The sequence below is a fragment of the Phormidesmis priestleyi ULC007 genome (genome assembly GCF_003003695.1).
GTDB classification, from domain to species: Bacteria; Cyanobacteriota; Cyanobacteriia; order Leptolyngbyales; family Leptolyngbyaceae; genus Phormidesmis_A; species Phormidesmis_A priestleyi_A.
On the sequence record NZ_PVWG01000030.1, the window covers coordinates 1 to 16,114 of the forward strand.

The window sequence follows — 16,114 nt, forward strand, 5'->3', positions numbered from 1 at the left end:
GCTCTAGAACAAACCTCATCTTATCGTTGATGCGGGAGAACAATCCAAAAGTCCATTTCTCAATCGTGGCGAGTATATACTCTAATGCCTCAAGTGTTCTTGCTATTTTTTCATGATTTGCGGAAGGATCTGCACCAAGACGTTCCAGAATGCTCTTGTATAGCCATGCCTGAGACTCTAAGTTGTTTAGCTTTTGAACTTGCTGCGTGTTATCTGGTTGAGGGATTATGTCTGTCTTTTGTAATTGCTGCTGTAAATTATTAATTTTTGCTGAAACGGTACCCCTAAAACAAGCGAGAAATAAATCTAAGGCTTGACCAAAGGGAAACGAGTAATCAGCTAACCAACCGAATAGAACCCAAAAGAATACAGAGCATACTAAAAATGCAGCGACCTTAGCGTAGTTAAGGAATTTTTTAAGTGGATTCCTATTAGATTCTAGATCGGAGTCCTTGAGATCAAAAAACTGGCTAACGAAAAAATTTCTGCTCTATCTGCTGCCCCACAACGGTACCTGAATTTTTATCAACATTGAGGTTGACACCTGATTCAGTACTTTGAGAAACGTGAGAGGTACTTTGTATATGTTGATAATGAGTTACCAGTCTTTCGAGATCTTCTTGAAATTTCCTGTCCCTTTCAGCTTCACTCAAAATTGCAGCTTCCAAAAGCTTTGACTCAGATTTTTCAATTTGGAGTTTGCCCTGAAATCTTTTCGACAAGAAATCTAGAACATCCGCTCCAGCTTTTTCCAAAGCCCCACCTGAAACCTTATCGATCGTATAAAGCGCAATATTTACTGCTTGTAGAGTTAGTACAGATAATTCCACGTTGGTAGTGATCCTGTTGAACCGAGCTTTGTCAATTTATAGCACACCTGTCTCCAGTAATCTTCAAAGGCTTCTCTAGAAAAAGCATTTAGGCAAACTAAATCTGAACACGCACAGACAAGCTGTAAGGACTATCCCAACAGTTGGCTCAAGCAGCCCAACATTAATTCGACGGAACAATAAAGTCTAAAAAAGCTCAAATCCCCAAGCGTTGATAAACCTGGTCTAGATTTTTTAGATGATGTTGAGGATCGAAACAATCAGCGATTTCAGCCGGGGAAAGCTTTTCGACCACACGCGGATCTTCACTGATCAACTTGCGGAAGTCACCATCGGGCTTATTCCAGGCTTGGTGAGCGCAAGACTGCACGATCGTATACGCCTCTTCACGACTCACATCTTTGCCAATCAGCGCCAACAAAACTCGTTGACTAAAGACAACTCCACCGTAGAGGTTCATATTCCGCGCCATATTGTCGGGATAGACCAGGAGATTTTTCACCAGGTCAGTAGTTTCGACCAGCATGAAGTGAGTGAGAATGCAGGCATCGGGGAAGGCAACCCGTTCGACAGAACTGTGGGAAATATCGCGTTCGTGCCAGAGTGCGACGTTTTCCATTGCGGCGACGGCATAGCCTCGGATCAGACGTGCCATTCCGGTGAGCCGCTCCGATCGGATCGGATTCCGTTTATGGGGCATCGCGGATGAGCCTTTTTGCCCCTTCGAGAAGAATTCTTCGACTTCTAAAACGTCGGTGCGCTGGAGATTGCGGATTTCTACTGCAAAACGCTCGATCGACGATGCCAAAAGCGCCAAGCCATTCATATAATCGGCGTGACGATCGCGGGAAATCACCTGCGTCGAGGCGGCATCGGGTTCGAGTCCTAAATTTTGACAGGTTAGAGACTCAATTCGAGGGTCAATATTGGCGTAGGTTCCAACCGCGCCAGAGATTTGACCGACAGCAATGGTTTTTTTGAGTTGACAGAGCCGATCGCGGTGCCGCAGCATTTCTGCCAGCCAGCCAGCCAGTTTGAAACCAAACGTGATGGGTTCTGCGTGAATGCCGTGCGATCGACCGATCATCACCGTGTTGCGATGTTGTTGAGCCTGATAGCGAAGTGCCTGAATCAACGCCTCAACGTGCGACATGATCACATCTAGACTGGCGACGAGTTGCAGTGCCAGCGCGGTGTCTAGCACATCAGAACTGGTCATGCCCAAGTGAATGTATCGTCCCGCATCGCCTACGTATTCGTTGACGTTGGTGAGGAAAGCGATGACATCGTGGCGAACTTCTGCCTCGATTTCTAAGATTCGTTTGGGGTCAAAATTTGCCTTTGCTTTGATTTCTGCGACTGCCTCAGCGGGAATATAACCCAGTTCAGCCTGAGCATCGCAAACAGCAATCTCGACTTCTAGCCAAGTTTTAAATTTGTAGGCTTCAGTCCACAGGTTGCCCATTTCGGGTAGGGTATAGCGCTCTATCAAGACTCGTCGTGCAGAATACAACCGTCACATTGTAGCGTCTAATTTGCGCTATAAATTTTGTTATGGCGATGCCCACACTGTCGAGGGTCTAGCGTGGGCATTGCAGAAGATTTTGCTGCTTTGAGCGATCGGTAATTTACTCTTCGGAGTCATCACCTCCATCTGCTCCTGCATCTTCTTCGTAACTCTCTTCAGTTTCCTCTTCGTAAGTATCTTCGATTTCCTCAGATTCCTCCGCTGTCTCTTCTTCAGCGTCTTCTTCGTAGCTATCTTCAGTTTCCTCGGATTCTTCTTCAGATTCCTCTTCGTAGCTATCTTCAGTTTCCTCAGACTCCTCTTCCGTCTCGTAGGTTTCCTCGGATTCCTCTTCTTCGGATTCTTCTTCGTAGCTATCTTCAGTTTCCTCAGACTCCTCTTCCGTCTCGTAGGTTTCCTCGGATTCCTCTTCTTCGGATTCTTCTTCGTAGCTGTCTTCAGTCTCTTCGTCGTCTTCCGTTTCGTCTGATTCTTCTTCGTAGCTGCTTACAGTCTCTTCGTAGAATTCAGTCTCTTCGGATTCTTCTTCATAGCCGTCTTCGGTTTCTTCGTCAGTTTCGTCATCTTCTTGAAAGTAGAGAAGATCGAGGTTCTCGAAAGCATCGGCTAAAACGAATCCTTTGTTCTTAACGTAGACAAGCTCTTCTTCGTATTCGACTGTGTAAGCCTCGTAAGTCTCCTCTAACAAGGCAATGACCGAGGGTTTGCGGATTGCGCCGGGAGCTTGAAATGCAGTCGCGATCGCTGCCCTCGCCCCATCAAATAGAGAAGCCGAACTGCCTTGAATGCCTTGGCTTAAATCGCGATCGCTAACCTGGCGAATCGTCCAGCAGTCTCCGTTAAGCTCCGGCTTGGTCATATAGTCGTAAGGGATATAGCAATAGCCGTGCTCTCCCCATTCGTCACCCCACGAGTTGCGAACGATGAAGACTTGATCAGGGTCAGAATAGCCCACACAAAGCATTGCGTGTCCGCCATCGTGCTTTTCGTTGTCGGGGTCGGGCATGGGCACCAACCCATCAGAACCTGCTTGCTGAAACGATGAGAAAAGCTGTAAGCCAAACGCAAACGGATAGCCGTCAGCTAAACAACTCTGCATTGCGTGAAGATCGACATCGACACGAGCCGCTTCTTCAACGATAAAGTTTGCGGCTTCTGCGTATGCCTGTTTGTGTGGCTGTTCTAGAATTTGGTTTAAGTCAAAAGACCAGGTGTTTTCAGAGCAAGCCCCATATTTTCGCAAAACCTTGACGCAGCTTTTTAGATACGTCCCTTCGTCTTGGCTAGAGTCGCCGTCAAGTTCTCGTGCGTTGTAGTAGATGAATAGACGGCTCACGTCTTCTGATTTCCCAAGCAGACGGTTTGCCAAATATTCATAGGCTCCTGCGACTGCATTAGCGGTGCAGCTATTGGAGCCGCCTTGATTTTCGACCGGGGTCATATAAAGGCGCAAATCGGCTTTGGGAGGCAGGGGACGATCGCGCTTCGCACTATATTTTTTGTCTTTAGAATTCTGCTTTTCGGGACGGTAGCCACCTAATTTGAACTGTTGACCGACTGAATTTTTAACAACCGTTGATTTGCGAACTTGACGATAGTTTTTTGACATAGAAACAAATCTGTAAAGGCTCAGATTATGTTTCTCAGATTAGGTAAAAATCTAACCCGTATTTTTACTTAATCCTCGCTGTCAGTGTTTGAGAACTTCCGTGAGCCGAATTTTGCCTCATCCAGAGTGGGGGCACGCTATGCCAACACTAAGATACTTTCCAATTCTCTATCTCCAAACTGAATAATTGTGTCAAAACTATCTCTCAAAACCTGAACAATCTTTAACGTTGGACTGTTGCCGATGCGAAGATAGATGAACTTGGGCGGATGACCGTAAAGTAAACTGCGCTGATGAAAGTCAGCATCTTTGGAAACAATCACAAAACCGTTTGCTTTTGCGTATTCCCAAATAAGCCCATCATCAGTATTCGTAAGCGCTAAGGTTTTGACGTGTTCAGAATCAGGATATAAATCGATAATTCTGTGAACAATCTGGTCTGAAAGATTTTCATCTAAGAGCAGTTTCACAGCGATGCTACGAATAACTTTTTCTCACGATCGGCTGCAAACGCAAGACAAGCTTTGATGTCTTCTGAAGTGAGTTCAGAAAAGTCTTCCAAAATTTCCGCTTCTGTCATCCCACCTGCTAGATACTCTAAAATGTCGTAGACAGTGATTCGCATTCCTCGGATACATGGCTTACCACTGCGTTTTCCAGGCTCAATTGTGATGATGTTGTGGTAGTCCATAAATCAACAAAGTAGAAATATTTGCTTACCTTCATCATATCGGGAAGTTTGATTTCCCGATCGGCGATCGTTTCCCCATGCAACTCTGTTCCGTCCGCACCAACGCAATGTTAGACAATGGGTAAAACCTGGATGCGTAATCCAAGTGCCTGTAAAACCTTGAGAACTGTGACAAACTCTGGATTGCCTTCAGCCGACAAAGCTTTGTAAAGACTTTCACGACCCAACCCTGTTTCACGGGCAATATGCGTCATACCTTTAGATCGAGCAATATCACCTAATGCTGCTACCACTAAGCTTGGATCGCCATCTTCAAGGGCAGCTTCAAGATATGTAGCTATATCTTCTCTGGTTTCCAAATGTTCCGCCGCATCCCAAGGGTAGGTTTGAACAGTAGCCATGAAGACCTCCTATAAGTCTTGCGCTAGATCTAGCGCTGTTTTGATGTCCCGTTCTTGAGTCCGTTTATCTCCTCCTGCCAAGAGAATGATCAAGGTCTCACCTCTTTGTATGAAATACACCCGATAGCCTGAACCATAATCAATCCGCAGTTCCGACACGCCTCGCCCTACTGGTTTAACATCGCCTGGATTGCCCGTAGACAAGCGACGAATACGAATGTCTATACGCGCTTTTGCTTGGCGATCGCGCAGCGATTCAAACCAATTAGCATAGGTCTCAGTCTGACGAACTTCAATCACATATCAAGTGTATCCTGTGGGATACATAAAAGTAAAGAGAAATCTGATTCCATGTCCTTCAATAAAAAATGCGTAACCCAAGTGTTACGCATTTGAAAAGTAGAGGATTTTAGCTTTTTCTGGGAAATGACCTCAAGTTAACTATCTTTACCTAAAGACCCAATGCGACTGTAATTGCTGTTCTCACTACTTCTCGTGTCCCAAAATATCCATTAAAGTTGCTGTGAAAAGTTGACCAATCTAGATTGCTATTATCATTGTTATATCGACAGTGAGAAGCCCCATTGATGCTTAGGTTGACTGCGATCGAGAACGAGTCAACTTAAGCATCAGGTCTTTAGAATTTGGCATCGGAGAAGATCGCTATCACCTCAAAAATTTAGCATTCCAAAAACCTAAAAACTCTTGTACAATACACCGCAGTGATGAAGTTGTGCCCCGAAGCCTGATTTAGGCGATCAGACTCCGAGGACTTCCATCCCTAGTTACCGTAACTAACTCAGGAGGCGTTCATGATTGTACACCGTCGGCTTTGCTATGGGATCTTGAAAGGCTGGAATCAAGATCCTGCATACGTTTTTCACCCCAATGGAATGTCTGAGCAATCAGCGTTCTTGTCCTCTTTGAACTAACCGAGAGGACAAAATAATATGGGAGTTAGGACGATCGTTCCTGGCTCGATTTTGTTCACCGTTGAGTTGCGTTGCTCAACCGAAAAGCGTTATCGAGTTAGTGTGACTTTGGATTTGCAAGAGCGTTACATCTTCCTTTCGTCTGGCATTCTCGTGAATGTTAGCGATCGCATTGAAGATTTCGTTTCACAACTGAGTGAGATTGCATCAAACCAACTGGCATTGTTCAAATGGGATGGCACCAGTGACTTGATGACTGAGTATCAAATTGTTCGAGTGTTGCCGGGATATCAAGTTGAACGTTCTTTAGTGAAATTCAACATTGCGATCGGGAATGGTTCTCTAGTTCAAGTGGAGGAGTTGCACAACAAAATCACCATTCAACTCTAGGAAGTTGGGCGTTAGGGAGCCATCGATTAACGAATCCTTCATAGTCATGTGGCTCTCTAACCGTGCAATTCGTAAAGTTAAGCCATGTCTATGCAGACAATGGCACCTTACTGCATGCGATCGATCGTGCGATATTGCACCGCTTCAGCAACGTGATGAGTTTGAAGATGTTCGTCACCTGCTAAATCGGCGATCGTGCGCGCAACTTTGAGAATCCGATCGCTGGCTCTGACTGATAATCCCAGTTTGCGGATCGCGCTTTCGAGCAAATTGCGGGTCGAGTCATCCAGTTTGCACCACTGTCTGAGATGAGAACTTTGCATCTCAGCATTACAGCGTAAGTCAGTGTTTTTGAAGCGAAGACGGGCCCGATCGCGAGCAATTTGAACCCGCGATCGCACGGTTTCTGAATCTTCACCTGTAGGCTGTTGAGTAATTTCTTCTGGTTTGAGCCGATTAACACCGACTTGGAGATCAATCCGATCCATGAGCGGGCCCGATAGTTTTGCCCAATATTGTTCTCTCGATCGGGGAGAGCAAGTGCAGGGATGTACCGTGTCTGCAAAAAAACCACACGGACAAGGATTGGTGCTGGCAACCAACGTAAATCGAGCTGGAAAGGAGACAGATTGACGCGCTCTAGAGATGGTAACGTGTCCGTCTTCTAAAGGCTGACGTAAAAACTCCAACACCTCGCGCTTAAACTCAGTTAGTTCGTCCAGAAACAAGATCCCCCGGTGTGCCAGAGAGATTTCGCCCGGTCTGGGATAGCTGCCACCTCCGACCAGGGAGACACCCGATGCAGAATGATGAGGGCTGCGAAACGGACGAGTGCTGACCAGTGAGCCTTTGTTCTTTAGCAATCCCGCAACTGAGTGAACTTGTGTGACTTCGAGCGCTTCGTCAAAAGAGAGGGGAGGCAGAATTCCGGGTAGGCGACGGGCAAGCATCGTTTTACCACTGCCCGGAGGCCCAACAAACACTAAATTGTGTCCTCCGGCTGCGGCGATTTCTAAAGCACGACGCGCATGAGCTTGCCCTTTCACGTCTCGTAAATCAAAGCTTGAAGTCTGCGATCGCTCCAGTTCTTCGATCACATCTACCTGCATGGGTGTGTGAGTTGTCGGATCAGCGAGAAACTGCCCCACCTCAGATAAGTGATTAAAGCCGTAGACTGAGATCCCTTTCACGACTGCCGCTTCGCGGGCGTTATCTGCCGGGACTACTAAGCCAGAGATGCCCAGACGTTGCGCTGCTGCTGCGATCGCCAACACTCCCGCTACAGGTCTGAGCGCTCCGTCTAGCGAAACTTCGCCTAAAAACAAATGAGTCTCTAGTAGCTCGATCTTGACTTGCTCGGAGGCTGCCAAAATGCCGACGCTAATCGGTAAATCAAAACTTGGCCCTTCTTTTCTTAGGTCTGCGGGAGTCAGATTTATAACGATTCGCCGCATCGGAAAGGCATAGCCCGCATTCTTGAGGGCAGTTTTGACGCGCTCTTTAGACTCTTGCACACTGGTGTCTGGCAGCCCAACGACTACCATTCCGGGCAGCCCTCCTGCAATGTCAACCTCAACCCCGACTTTAACGGCATCAATGCCGACGAGCGATGCACTCCAAACCTTGGCAAGCATGAGAAATTCCACGACGAATGCTTTGGTAGAGTGCCCAAAGTTTAGAGCAAGGCAACGCGAGTTGAACAATCGGGCGTTGAAGTCAGGAATCTAGCCTTGAATAGGCTACTAGCTCACTCCAATAATTTCTGCCTTACAGAATACTTCGTCATCCTTGCGGGTATTGCTAATATCAGAGACTATCCCAACTCGATTAACTTTAGATTTTTTAATCATCACGTCGGGGAGTGTCTATGGTCAGTCAGCCGATCAGTCCTAAGCAGAGCCGTAGGGTTCTGTCATCCCAACCCTCGCGATTTTGTCCCTCGTCGATCGTCCTCAATTGGGGGGCAGCAGACCCCATTAAACGAGGCCCCGTTGTTGGTACAGTGCTTAACCCTGCCCATCGCAACGTGATTGGGACGCATTCGGGTTCCTATGCAGTTTATCGAGCGCTAGCGGTGGCAAGCGGCAGACTCCGGGCAGACCATCGGGCTGATCTTACTAATACATCACCCGCCGTTAAGATTGGGCCTCACCCCGCTTGGGCAGACCCCGATCGGATTATTTCTCTCGACCCGTTTGGGGCAGTTGTTGGTGAAGCTTATCAACATCTCTACAAGCAGGGCTATGATATTCGTCCCTCGATCGCGATCACTAAAGCTCATATCAATATGCCAGAGCTTCAAGATGCTGTTGCCAAAGGGCGCTTGGTCGAAGATGGCAAAGTCATGAAGCCAGGCGGCGATCTCGTCGTCACCAAAGCCGCGATCGAGCCTGTGTGGTATCTTCCTGGCATTGCAAAGCGGCTCAATGTTGAAGAAAAAATGCTGCGCCGAGCCTTATTTGAACACACGGGCGGGATGTTTCCCGATTTGGTGACTTGCCCTGATCTGAAAGTCTTTTTGCCGCCGATCGGGGGCATTACCGTCTACATAATTGGCGAACCGGACGCGATCGCCGATCCCGATAAACCCCTGACGGTGAGGGTTCACGACGAATGCAATGGCTCTGATGTCTTTGGTTCAGACATTTGCACCTGCCGCCCTTATTTGGTACACGGCATCGAAGCGTGCATTCAAACCGCGCAAGCAGGCGGCGCAGGCGTGGTGGTCTACCTCCGCAAAGAGGGACGAGCGCTGGGAGAAGTCACTAAGTTTTTAGTCTACAACGCCCGCAAACGGCAAGCAGGCGGAGATCGGGCCGATGCCTACTTTGCCCGAACCGAATGCGTCGCTGGCGTGCAGGATATGCGCTTTCAGGAACTCATGCCCGATGTGCTGCACTGGTTAGGCATTACGCGCATCGATCGCTTAGTCTCAATGAGCGATCTGAAATACAATGCCATCACTCAGTCTGGTATTCAAGTCATTGAGCGGGTCGCCATCCCTGATGACTTGATTCCGGCAGATGCCCAGGTTGAGATCGAGGCAAAAAAGGCGGCTGGTTACTACACTCAAAGCCAGGTTCTGACTCAGGAATCGCTAGCAGAGATTAAAGGACGAGGACTGACAGACTAATGTTTTCTCAACCCTTGTCTGAAGTCGATACGATCGCTTATCTGCGTTCTCCTCAAGCGATTCGAGAGCGGTGCGGCAAACTTTTCGCCCTAGCACAGGCCGATCAACTCCGCTATTTTCGGTGTGATCTGACTCAGATGGATCGCGTTGCCGACTATGTAATTGCGGTGACTCGCGAACACTACCCAGATTTGCAGATTCCCTTTCACAGCCGTTGGCGACATTTTGAAGTCGAGAATGCGCCGAGATTGGGGCATCTCGATCGCGCACTCGCCAATCTGTCTCCCCTAGAAAAAGCCAAAGCAAAATTTGATCTCGTGATTCCCAGTGTATTGCTCGATGCCGGGGCGGGCGATCGCTGGCACTATCTTGAAGCTGAAACCGGGCAAGTATGGTCACGATCGGAAGGATTAGCCGTCGCCAGCTTCCATTTATTCTGTCAGGGCGGCTTTTCTAGCGATTCCGCTAATCCCTACCAAACCGATGCAGAAGGGCTGCGCCAACTAACGCCAAACGCTCTGATAGAAAACTTTCAGGTGAATGATCAAAACCCGCTTGTGGGCTTGGAAGGACGATCGCAATTATTGCAAAAACTGGGTCAAGCGCTCCAAAAGCACCCAAACTGGTTTGGAGCTACCCATCCGCGTCCTGGCAACCTGGTTAACTATCTCTTGCAACAGGCACAAGACGGCAAACTCTCAGCCCCGATCATGCTCAATGCTGTTCTAGAAGGCTTTGGAGAAATCTGGTCAGGGCGAGTTTCTCTAGCAGGAGTCAATCTGGGAGACGTGTGGCTCCACCCGGCACTGCCAGGAACCGAGATCAGCGATAAATTAGTGCCCTTTCACAAACTTTCTCAATGGCTCACCTATTCTCTGCTAGAACCCCTACAAGAATTAGGCTTAGAGATCACTGACTTAGATGCCCTGACCGGGCTGCCAGAATATCGAAATGGCGGATTGTGTCTCGACTTGGGATTATTACAAGTCAAAGATCAGCAAATTTTGCAGCAGTCTCATTTACCAGGAGCAGCCGCGATCGTCGAATGGCGCGCTCTCACGGTTTGCCTTCTAGACGCGATCGCCCACACCATGCGCCAACGCCTTAATCTGAGTGCCTCCGACCTTCCGCTGGTCAAAATTCTGCAAGGCGGCACTTGGGCTTCCGGGCGAAAAATTGCCGCCCACCGAAGACCTAGCGGTGCGTCTCCCATCCGCATCGAGAGCGACGGAACCGTCTTTTAACGGGTTAAGTTTCTCCTATGTCCCCACACATAAGCGGGTAAATGATTTGAGATTTCTGCAAAACTCTGACCCGAAGTTTGGTAGGATATGAAGCGTATCGAAAATATAGACTTTACGAGCGGCGGCATAGCCAAGTGGTAAGGCAAGGGTCTGCAAAATCCTCATCCCCAGTTCGAATCTGGGTGCCGCCTTCTTAACTGTAGAGCGAAGGAATAAGTGTCCGTAGCGAAGAACTAAATGTCACAACAACGAAGAATTAGATGTCAATTCGTAGCACAAGCGAAGAGTTAGGAAACTTCCAGGAATAATTCTACCCATCGATTAGTCGAATCAAGATATCCCATTTTGGTAATTCTGGGCTGCGTTCCAATCTACTTTCAATCTCACGCATTGCTGGTTTAGTGAGTGAAATGCCTTTTGGATACGTCGTGCTGTTCAATTTGACTGTGGGATGAATGCCTTTCCAAGTTATGCTTTGCGCCCAGGCTAGCATGACTTGGACATTGCTTAACTGAGTGTCCTTCCAGTGCTGTTCTAGAGTGCCCCAACACCGCTCAATCGGGTTGTACTTACTAGGGTAGGGCGGATAGTAAAGGAGTGGAATGGGCTGACCCATCTGGTTCGCCAACTCCACCATGCGCTTGAGAAACTGGGTGCGAACCCCACTACTTTCAGGTTTGTTATCCACTTTGAGTTGCAGCAGATCCGTTGCTTGCTGTTGGGCTAGCGTCAACCCATTCCACCCATCTTGAAGACTAGCCACAATGAAATCACTTCAAGAACAACGCATTGGACTTACAGGCTAATGTTCCTCTTGGCGGTGGAGTTAAAGTATCGGTTATGGCATCCAGAGGGAGAGTATGACCAGGGTAAGATCAAAGCCATAGGTGTACAGATGGGATATGAACAGGTTGCAGATGCACTCCAGCATTTCAAAGATAGTGATCAAACCCAATCAAAAGATGCTGATCCAATCCAATCAAAAACGGGGGATGCTGTCATTATTGTTCAACATCCTAAAGGAAAACAAAAACAGATTGTCTTAATTGTATGCAGCGGTTGATTATCTTCATCCAGAAACAACAGCGCATGTTCTGAGCAAACATCCATCGATTTCTTGTCTAGGCTATTGCGGTACTCGTCATAACGTCAGTTCGACGAGTTTTTTCGCTGCGTTGTCAGCGGCTTCTGCCCCCTAAATCCCCCATTTTGGGGGACTTTGAACCGGAAATTTTGGCTTGGAGTCCCCCAAACTTGGGGATTTAGGGGGCACGACAAACTGTAACGAAGCCGTCGAATTCACGTCGTCATAGAGTCCAACAACCGTACCGCCCAAATCTTCCACATCCGACTTGCAGCGAATGTATTCCGGCACAAATGCCAGCACGAGTAACCCGGCTTCCGTAATCAAAAGACCCGTCACATCTTCAGTGAAAGTAACGGTCGTGAGGTCATCTTCATCCGGCATGTCAATCCAGCCCGCTTTCTCTAGCTGATCGATCGGAATCAGAATCCCGGCTGGCTTGTCATTAACCACAATGCCGTAGGGCAACTGCGGTCAGCGCACCTGATTGTAGACATTGCTGAGTAGGTCTGTGTCAACCTCAAAGTCTTTTGGTTTTGTCTTTTCAGTTCGAGCAGTACGAGATCCCGTTGGAACACTGAATTTTGGTGGTTTGGATACTGTTTTAGAACCCGTACGAGTGGCGTTGGTAGCGTTATAGGTCGAGACCCCGTGAAAATTTTCCATCACTTGAGTTATCTATTATATGGCTGTATAGTAGTATAATAATTTTATAAGCTCTGTGGAGGTGACATGCTGAAGCCGATGACCAGTCGTAAGCAACCTTGGACTCAGCACCAGTGGATACGTTTGATTGCAGGCAGTCTCGTACTTGTGAGTTTGTCGCTATCGTTAAGCCATCCAAGCTGGTTATGGGTAACAGCCTTTGTGGGACTGAACCTGCTGCAATCAGCGTTTACCAACTGGTGTCCGTTCATTGTGCTGCTAACAAAGATGGGAGTGAGAGAGGGATGATGGGATGATGAGATAAAGTATCCCTCTCACGCTCCCACGCTCTTATTTGTTCAAGACTGAATTTAAAACTTAACCTTTAGGAGTCGCTGTTATGGCTCGCGTTGTTGTCATTGGGGCTGGACTGGGAGGATTGCCTGCCGCCTACGAGCTGAGGCATGTCTTACCGCATGAACATCAGATTACGCTCATTTCAAATCAACCGAAGTTTACGTTTGTGCCTTCTTTACCCTGGGTTGCGCTGGGGTTGAAGTCCCTCGATCAAATCCAGTTAGATTTAGCTGCAATTGTTCCTCGGTATGGCATTGAATTTATTCATGCTGCCGTTACTGCCCTTGATCCGAAGTCGCGTCAGATTACGATGGGCGACCGGGTAGTGGATTACGATTATGTCGTCATTGCTACGGGACCAGAATTGGCACTGGATGCCATTCCAGGGTTAGGGCCGGAGGGCGGTTACACCCAATCGGTGTGTAATCCGCATCATGCGGTGTTGGCAGGAGAAGCCTGGGAGAAATTCTTAGCCGATCCAGGATCAATTGTCGTAGGTGCCGCACCAGGAGCCAGTTGTTTTGGACCTGCCTATGAGTTTGCCTTCTTGATCCATCACGTTTTGCAGCAGAAGGGATTGAGAGCGCAAGTCCCAATCACCTTCATTACCTCAGAACCCTACGCTGGGCATCTGGGCATCGGCGGGATGGCAAACTCTCGCTGGCTGATGCGTAAATTCATGGCAGCGCGGGAAATTGAGCTGATGGAAAACACAGCCATTTCACATTTTGAACGAGACGCGGTTCACCTGGCGGATGGGCGCAAGATTCCAGCTAAATTTGTGATGGTCTTGCCGCCCTTCCGGGGACCCCGCTTCCTGCGTGAAGCACCGGGCTTAACCGATGCCAAGGGGTTTATCCCCGTCTTGCCTACCTATCGCCACCCTGACTTTGAGTCGATTTACGCTGTGGGAGTGATCACCCAACTCAAAGCAGTGGAGCAAACTCCCATCCCCACGGGTGCTCCCAAGGTGGGATTGATGTCTGAAGAAATGGCGCTGGCGGTTGCCCATAATATTGCCCTGGAGTTAGGGGTGACTACTGGTTCTCAGTATCAACCCACCCTGCAAGCGATTTGCTTTGCAGATTTTGGCAATACTGGAGCGCTCTTTTTAGCCGATCCACTGCTGCCAGATGAGTCAGGGCATCGCCACCGTGCGCTCACCTTTCACGGCATCTGGGTGTCGTGGATGAAGGCAGGCTTTGAGACCTATTTTATGACGAAGATGCGCCTGGGCTGGACAATTCCCTGGTTTGAGCGTTGGGGCTTTCGGGCGATCGGGCTACCACTGGTAGAACCCATTGTTCCAAGCACAGAGCGTATGCAGGTAAAAGTATGAAACAAGGGATATAGAAATAGTCTTCAACCCTGGCGAACTAGAGGGACTCGCAAACCGATTTAAGATTCTGGCAGAACCTACCCGACTGCAAATTCTGGCAGCACTCTGCAATCAAGGGCATAGTGTACAGGAAATTTGCTGATCGCATCCAAAACACGCTTGAAATTCCAGTTCGTTATCCACTCCAGGTGAGTGACTCGTGAAGAAAATAAAATCTAAATCTATGCCTCAATCATCCCTAAACTCAATTTTATTAACTCCCGCCCAACTCCAGTCACGTCAAAAGCGACTCTTGATCATAGATGTGCGGGGCTGGCTGGAATACATGATGGGACATATTCCAGGAGCACAACGATTAAACCGCGATCGCATTCTCAAGGACATTCCCAAAGACCAGGCAATCGCTGTCACTTGTCTATCGGGTCATCGGAGTGCGATCGCGGCGCAATGGTTAATTACTCAGGGCTACCATCAGGTCTACAACTTGCAAGGTGGCTTAATGGCATGGCAAAGCAACGGATATGCCGTGCAGCGCGGCAATCGTCCTTAAAGGAGAAAACAATGACGCATACCACCTCAAATGACTCGCTGAATGAATCACTCGATGAAACAACGGCTGGAGCCTTGAAGCCCAAACGACCTCCTGTACCAAAGCTGTCTCAGAAGGGATTGGGACTGCTGTTGGGAGGTGCATTGCTTCTGGCGGGGGGAACCTGGAGCATCCTGCAACTCACCCGTTCGACCCATGCACCAGAGACCACGCTAGCTCCAGCAACGACCGTTGAAACGTTAACCATTCGCGCTCAACCGATCGCCAATACCCTAAACCTCTCGGGTACAATTCGCCCGGCTGACCAAGCAACTCTGTCAACACGGGTAATGGGACGGATTACCCAGTTGTCGTTGGAATCGGGCGATCGCTTCCGCAAGGGAGATATCCTTGCCCGCATTGATGTGACGGATATGACGGCTCAAACCAGTCAGGCACAGTCGGGTGTGGCTCAGGCACAGTCTACAGTCGCTCAGAGACAAGCCGACTTATCTCGTACTCAGGCAATGCTCAACCAATACGAGTCGCAGAAAATTGAAGCTCAAGCAGCACTACAAATGGCGAGAATTGATCAAAGCCGGATGTCAAAACTTCGGGCAGAAGGGGCAGTTTCCCAAGACCGTCTCGATCAGTCCAATACAACTCTAGCGCAGGCAAAGGCGAAGGTTGCACAGGCAGATGCCGGGATTCGACAAGCACAAGCGGCGATTAGTCAATCTCAGGCGGCGATTAGTCAATCTCAGGCAGCAGTGAACCAGGCAAAATCCGGTGTAACCTCAGCTTCGATAGGTGAAAGCTACGGAACCGTGATCGCTCCCTTTGATGGGGTGGTGGTGCAGAAACTTGCCTACGAAGGAGAAATGGCAGCTCCTGGAACGGTATTACTGAAAGTTGAAAATCCAGACAGACTACAACTGGAGATCGCTGTACCCGAAGAGAACTTACGGTTTGTGCGCGTCGGTCAACCCGTCAAAGTACAGGTAGAGGCTGCCAATCAAACCTTAAAGGGAACCATTCAGCAAATTGTGCCAGCCGCAGATGCCAACTCTCGGAGTTTCCTGGTCAAGATTCCCTTAAATAATTCTGGTCACCTCATTTCTGGGATGTTCGGTCGTATTGCCTTACCAGTCAGTGGCAAACAAGAAACTATTCTCATCCCCACGAATGCCCTGATTCAACGGGGGCAATTGCAAGGGGCGTATGTGGCAGAAACGAGGGGATCTCAATCGACGGCTGTTTTGCGTTGGGTAAAAACAGGACAACAACGTGATGGGCAGGTAGAGATTGTGTCGGGATTGATGACGGGCGATCGCATCATTACCAGCAACATTGGGCAACTCAGCGATGGACAGTCGATCGCATTTCGGGAATAGAAGGGTGA

Annotated in this window: 18 protein-coding genes and 1 tRNA gene; 9 read left to right on the forward strand and 10 right to left on the reverse strand. The window is 48.6% G+C overall.

Annotation, left to right across the window (positions count from 1 at the left end):
- Positions 1–470: 470 nt before the first annotated feature.
- The 7 genes from C7B65_RS19065 to C7B65_RS19095 all read right to left on the reverse strand — a co-directional run bounded on the left by C7B65_RS19065 (position 471) and on the right by C7B65_RS19095 (position 5,359).
- Positions 471–830: a hypothetical protein gene (locus C7B65_RS19065; RefSeq protein WP_073074312.1), complete on the reverse strand. Its 360-nt coding sequence runs from the start codon at positions 828–830 to the stop codon at positions 471–473.
- A 196-nt stretch (positions 831–1,026) separates the two neighbouring features.
- The gene (gene purB / locus C7B65_RS19070) at positions 1,027–2,343 is read right to left on the reverse strand and encodes an adenylosuccinate lyase (RefSeq protein ID WP_317615837.1); all 1,317 of its coding nucleotides are present in this window, start codon (positions 2,341–2,343) and stop codon (positions 1,027–1,029) included.
- 115 nt (positions 2,344–2,458) lie between these two features.
- On the reverse strand, positions 2,459–3,967 hold the full coding sequence (locus tag C7B65_RS19075; RefSeq protein WP_073074313.1) for a C1 family peptidase: 1,509 nt from the start codon (positions 3,965–3,967) through the stop codon (positions 2,459–2,461).
- A 137-nt stretch (positions 3,968–4,104) separates the two neighbouring features.
- On the reverse strand, positions 4,105–4,437 hold the full coding sequence (locus tag C7B65_RS19080; protein ID WP_073074314.1) for a DUF5615 family PIN-like protein: 333 nt from the start codon (positions 4,435–4,437) through the stop codon (positions 4,105–4,107).
- Positions 4,434–4,658, reverse strand: a complete 225-nt coding sequence (locus C7B65_RS19085) for a DUF433 domain-containing protein (RefSeq protein WP_073074315.1) — start codon at positions 4,656–4,658, stop codon at positions 4,434–4,436. The genes C7B65_RS19080 and C7B65_RS19085 overlap by 4 nt, the downstream gene beginning before the upstream one ends.
- Before the next feature lie 110 nt (positions 4,659–4,768).
- Complete coding sequence (locus tag C7B65_RS19090; protein WP_073074316.1) at positions 4,769–5,059, reverse strand: addiction module antidote protein; 291 nt, start codon at positions 5,057–5,059, stop codon at positions 4,769–4,771.
- Positions 5,060–5,068: 9 nt separating this feature from the next.
- Positions 5,069–5,359: a type II toxin-antitoxin system RelE/ParE family toxin gene (locus C7B65_RS19095; protein ID WP_073074317.1), complete on the reverse strand. Its 291-nt coding sequence runs from the start codon at positions 5,357–5,359 to the stop codon at positions 5,069–5,071.
- Between the two features lie 650 nt (positions 5,360–6,009).
- Between C7B65_RS19095 and C7B65_RS19100 the strand changes: the two genes are divergently transcribed.
- A complete protein-coding gene (locus C7B65_RS19100; RefSeq protein ID WP_073074318.1) occupies positions 6,010–6,381 on the forward strand; it encodes a hypothetical protein in 372 nt (123 codons plus the stop codon).
- A 107-nt stretch (positions 6,382–6,488) separates the two neighbouring features.
- Here the strand turns inward: C7B65_RS19100 and C7B65_RS19105 are convergent, their stop codons facing one another.
- Positions 6,489–8,015 carry a YifB family Mg chelatase-like AAA ATPase gene (locus C7B65_RS19105; protein ID WP_073074351.1) on the reverse strand — a complete coding sequence of 509 codons (1,527 nt, stop codon included), beginning with the start codon at positions 8,013–8,015 and terminating at the stop codon, positions 6,489–6,491.
- 233 nt (positions 8,016–8,248) lie between these two features.
- Here C7B65_RS19105 and C7B65_RS19110 point away from each other — a divergent pair, with 233 nt between their 5' ends.
- The 3 genes from C7B65_RS19110 (at position 8,249) to C7B65_RS19120 (ending at position 10,949) form a co-directional block, all read left to right on the forward strand.
- Positions 8,249–9,514, forward strand: coding sequence for a GTP cyclohydrolase II (locus tag C7B65_RS19110; protein WP_073074319.1), 1,266 nt, complete (start codon positions 8,249–8,251; stop codon positions 9,512–9,514).
- Entirely contained in the window at positions 9,514–10,758 is a 1,245-nt protein-coding gene (locus C7B65_RS19115; protein ID WP_073074320.1) for a URC4/urg3 family protein, read from the forward strand. The genes C7B65_RS19110 and C7B65_RS19115 overlap by 1 nt, the downstream gene beginning before the upstream one ends.
- 120 nt (positions 10,759–10,878) lie before the next feature.
- Positions 10,879–10,949 (forward strand) — tRNA-Cys (locus tag C7B65_RS19120).
- 119 nt (positions 10,950–11,068) lie between these two features.
- Here C7B65_RS19120 and C7B65_RS19125 read toward each other — a convergent pair.
- A complete protein-coding gene (locus tag C7B65_RS19125; RefSeq protein ID WP_181314444.1) occupies positions 11,069–11,521 on the reverse strand; it encodes an ISAzo13-like element transposase-related protein in 453 nt (150 codons plus the stop codon).
- Between the two features lie 42 nt (positions 11,522–11,563).
- On the opposite strand from C7B65_RS19125, the gene C7B65_RS27455 reads away from it, so the two are divergent.
- The gene (locus C7B65_RS27455) at positions 11,564–11,821 is read left to right on the forward strand and encodes a hypothetical protein (RefSeq protein WP_073074322.1); all 258 of its coding nucleotides are present in this window, start codon (positions 11,564–11,566) and stop codon (positions 11,819–11,821) included.
- A 132-nt stretch (positions 11,822–11,953) separates the two neighbouring features.
- On the opposite strand, the gene C7B65_RS19130 is transcribed toward C7B65_RS27455, so the two are convergent.
- Positions 11,954–12,310 (reverse strand): DUF5895 domain-containing protein, encoded by a 357-nt coding sequence (locus C7B65_RS19130; protein WP_223257451.1) that lies wholly within the window; start codon positions 12,308–12,310, stop codon positions 11,954–11,956.
- A gap of 264 nt (positions 12,311–12,574) precedes the next feature.
- Between C7B65_RS19130 and C7B65_RS19135 the strand changes: the two genes are divergently transcribed.
- The 4 genes from C7B65_RS19135 to C7B65_RS19155 all read left to right on the forward strand — a co-directional run bounded on the left by C7B65_RS19135 (position 12,575) and on the right by C7B65_RS19155 (position 16,106).
- Entirely contained in the window at positions 12,575–12,796 is a 222-nt protein-coding gene (locus C7B65_RS19135) for a YgaP family membrane protein (RefSeq protein ID WP_083583121.1), read from the forward strand.
- A 91-nt stretch (positions 12,797–12,887) separates the two neighbouring features.
- Positions 12,888–14,183, forward strand: a complete 1,296-nt coding sequence (locus C7B65_RS19140; protein WP_073074323.1) for an NAD(P)/FAD-dependent oxidoreductase — start codon at positions 12,888–12,890, stop codon at positions 14,181–14,183.
- A 223-nt stretch (positions 14,184–14,406) separates the two neighbouring features.
- Positions 14,407–14,733 carry a rhodanese-like domain-containing protein gene (locus C7B65_RS19150; protein ID WP_083583123.1) on the forward strand — a complete coding sequence of 109 codons (327 nt, stop codon included), beginning with the start codon at positions 14,407–14,409 and terminating at the stop codon, positions 14,731–14,733.
- Positions 14,734–14,744: 11 nt separating this feature from the next.
- The gene (locus tag C7B65_RS19155) at positions 14,745–16,106 is read left to right on the forward strand and encodes an efflux RND transporter periplasmic adaptor subunit (RefSeq protein ID WP_073074324.1); all 1,362 of its coding nucleotides are present in this window, start codon (positions 14,745–14,747) and stop codon (positions 16,104–16,106) included.
- The last annotated feature ends 8 nt before the right edge of the window (positions 16,107–16,114 follow it).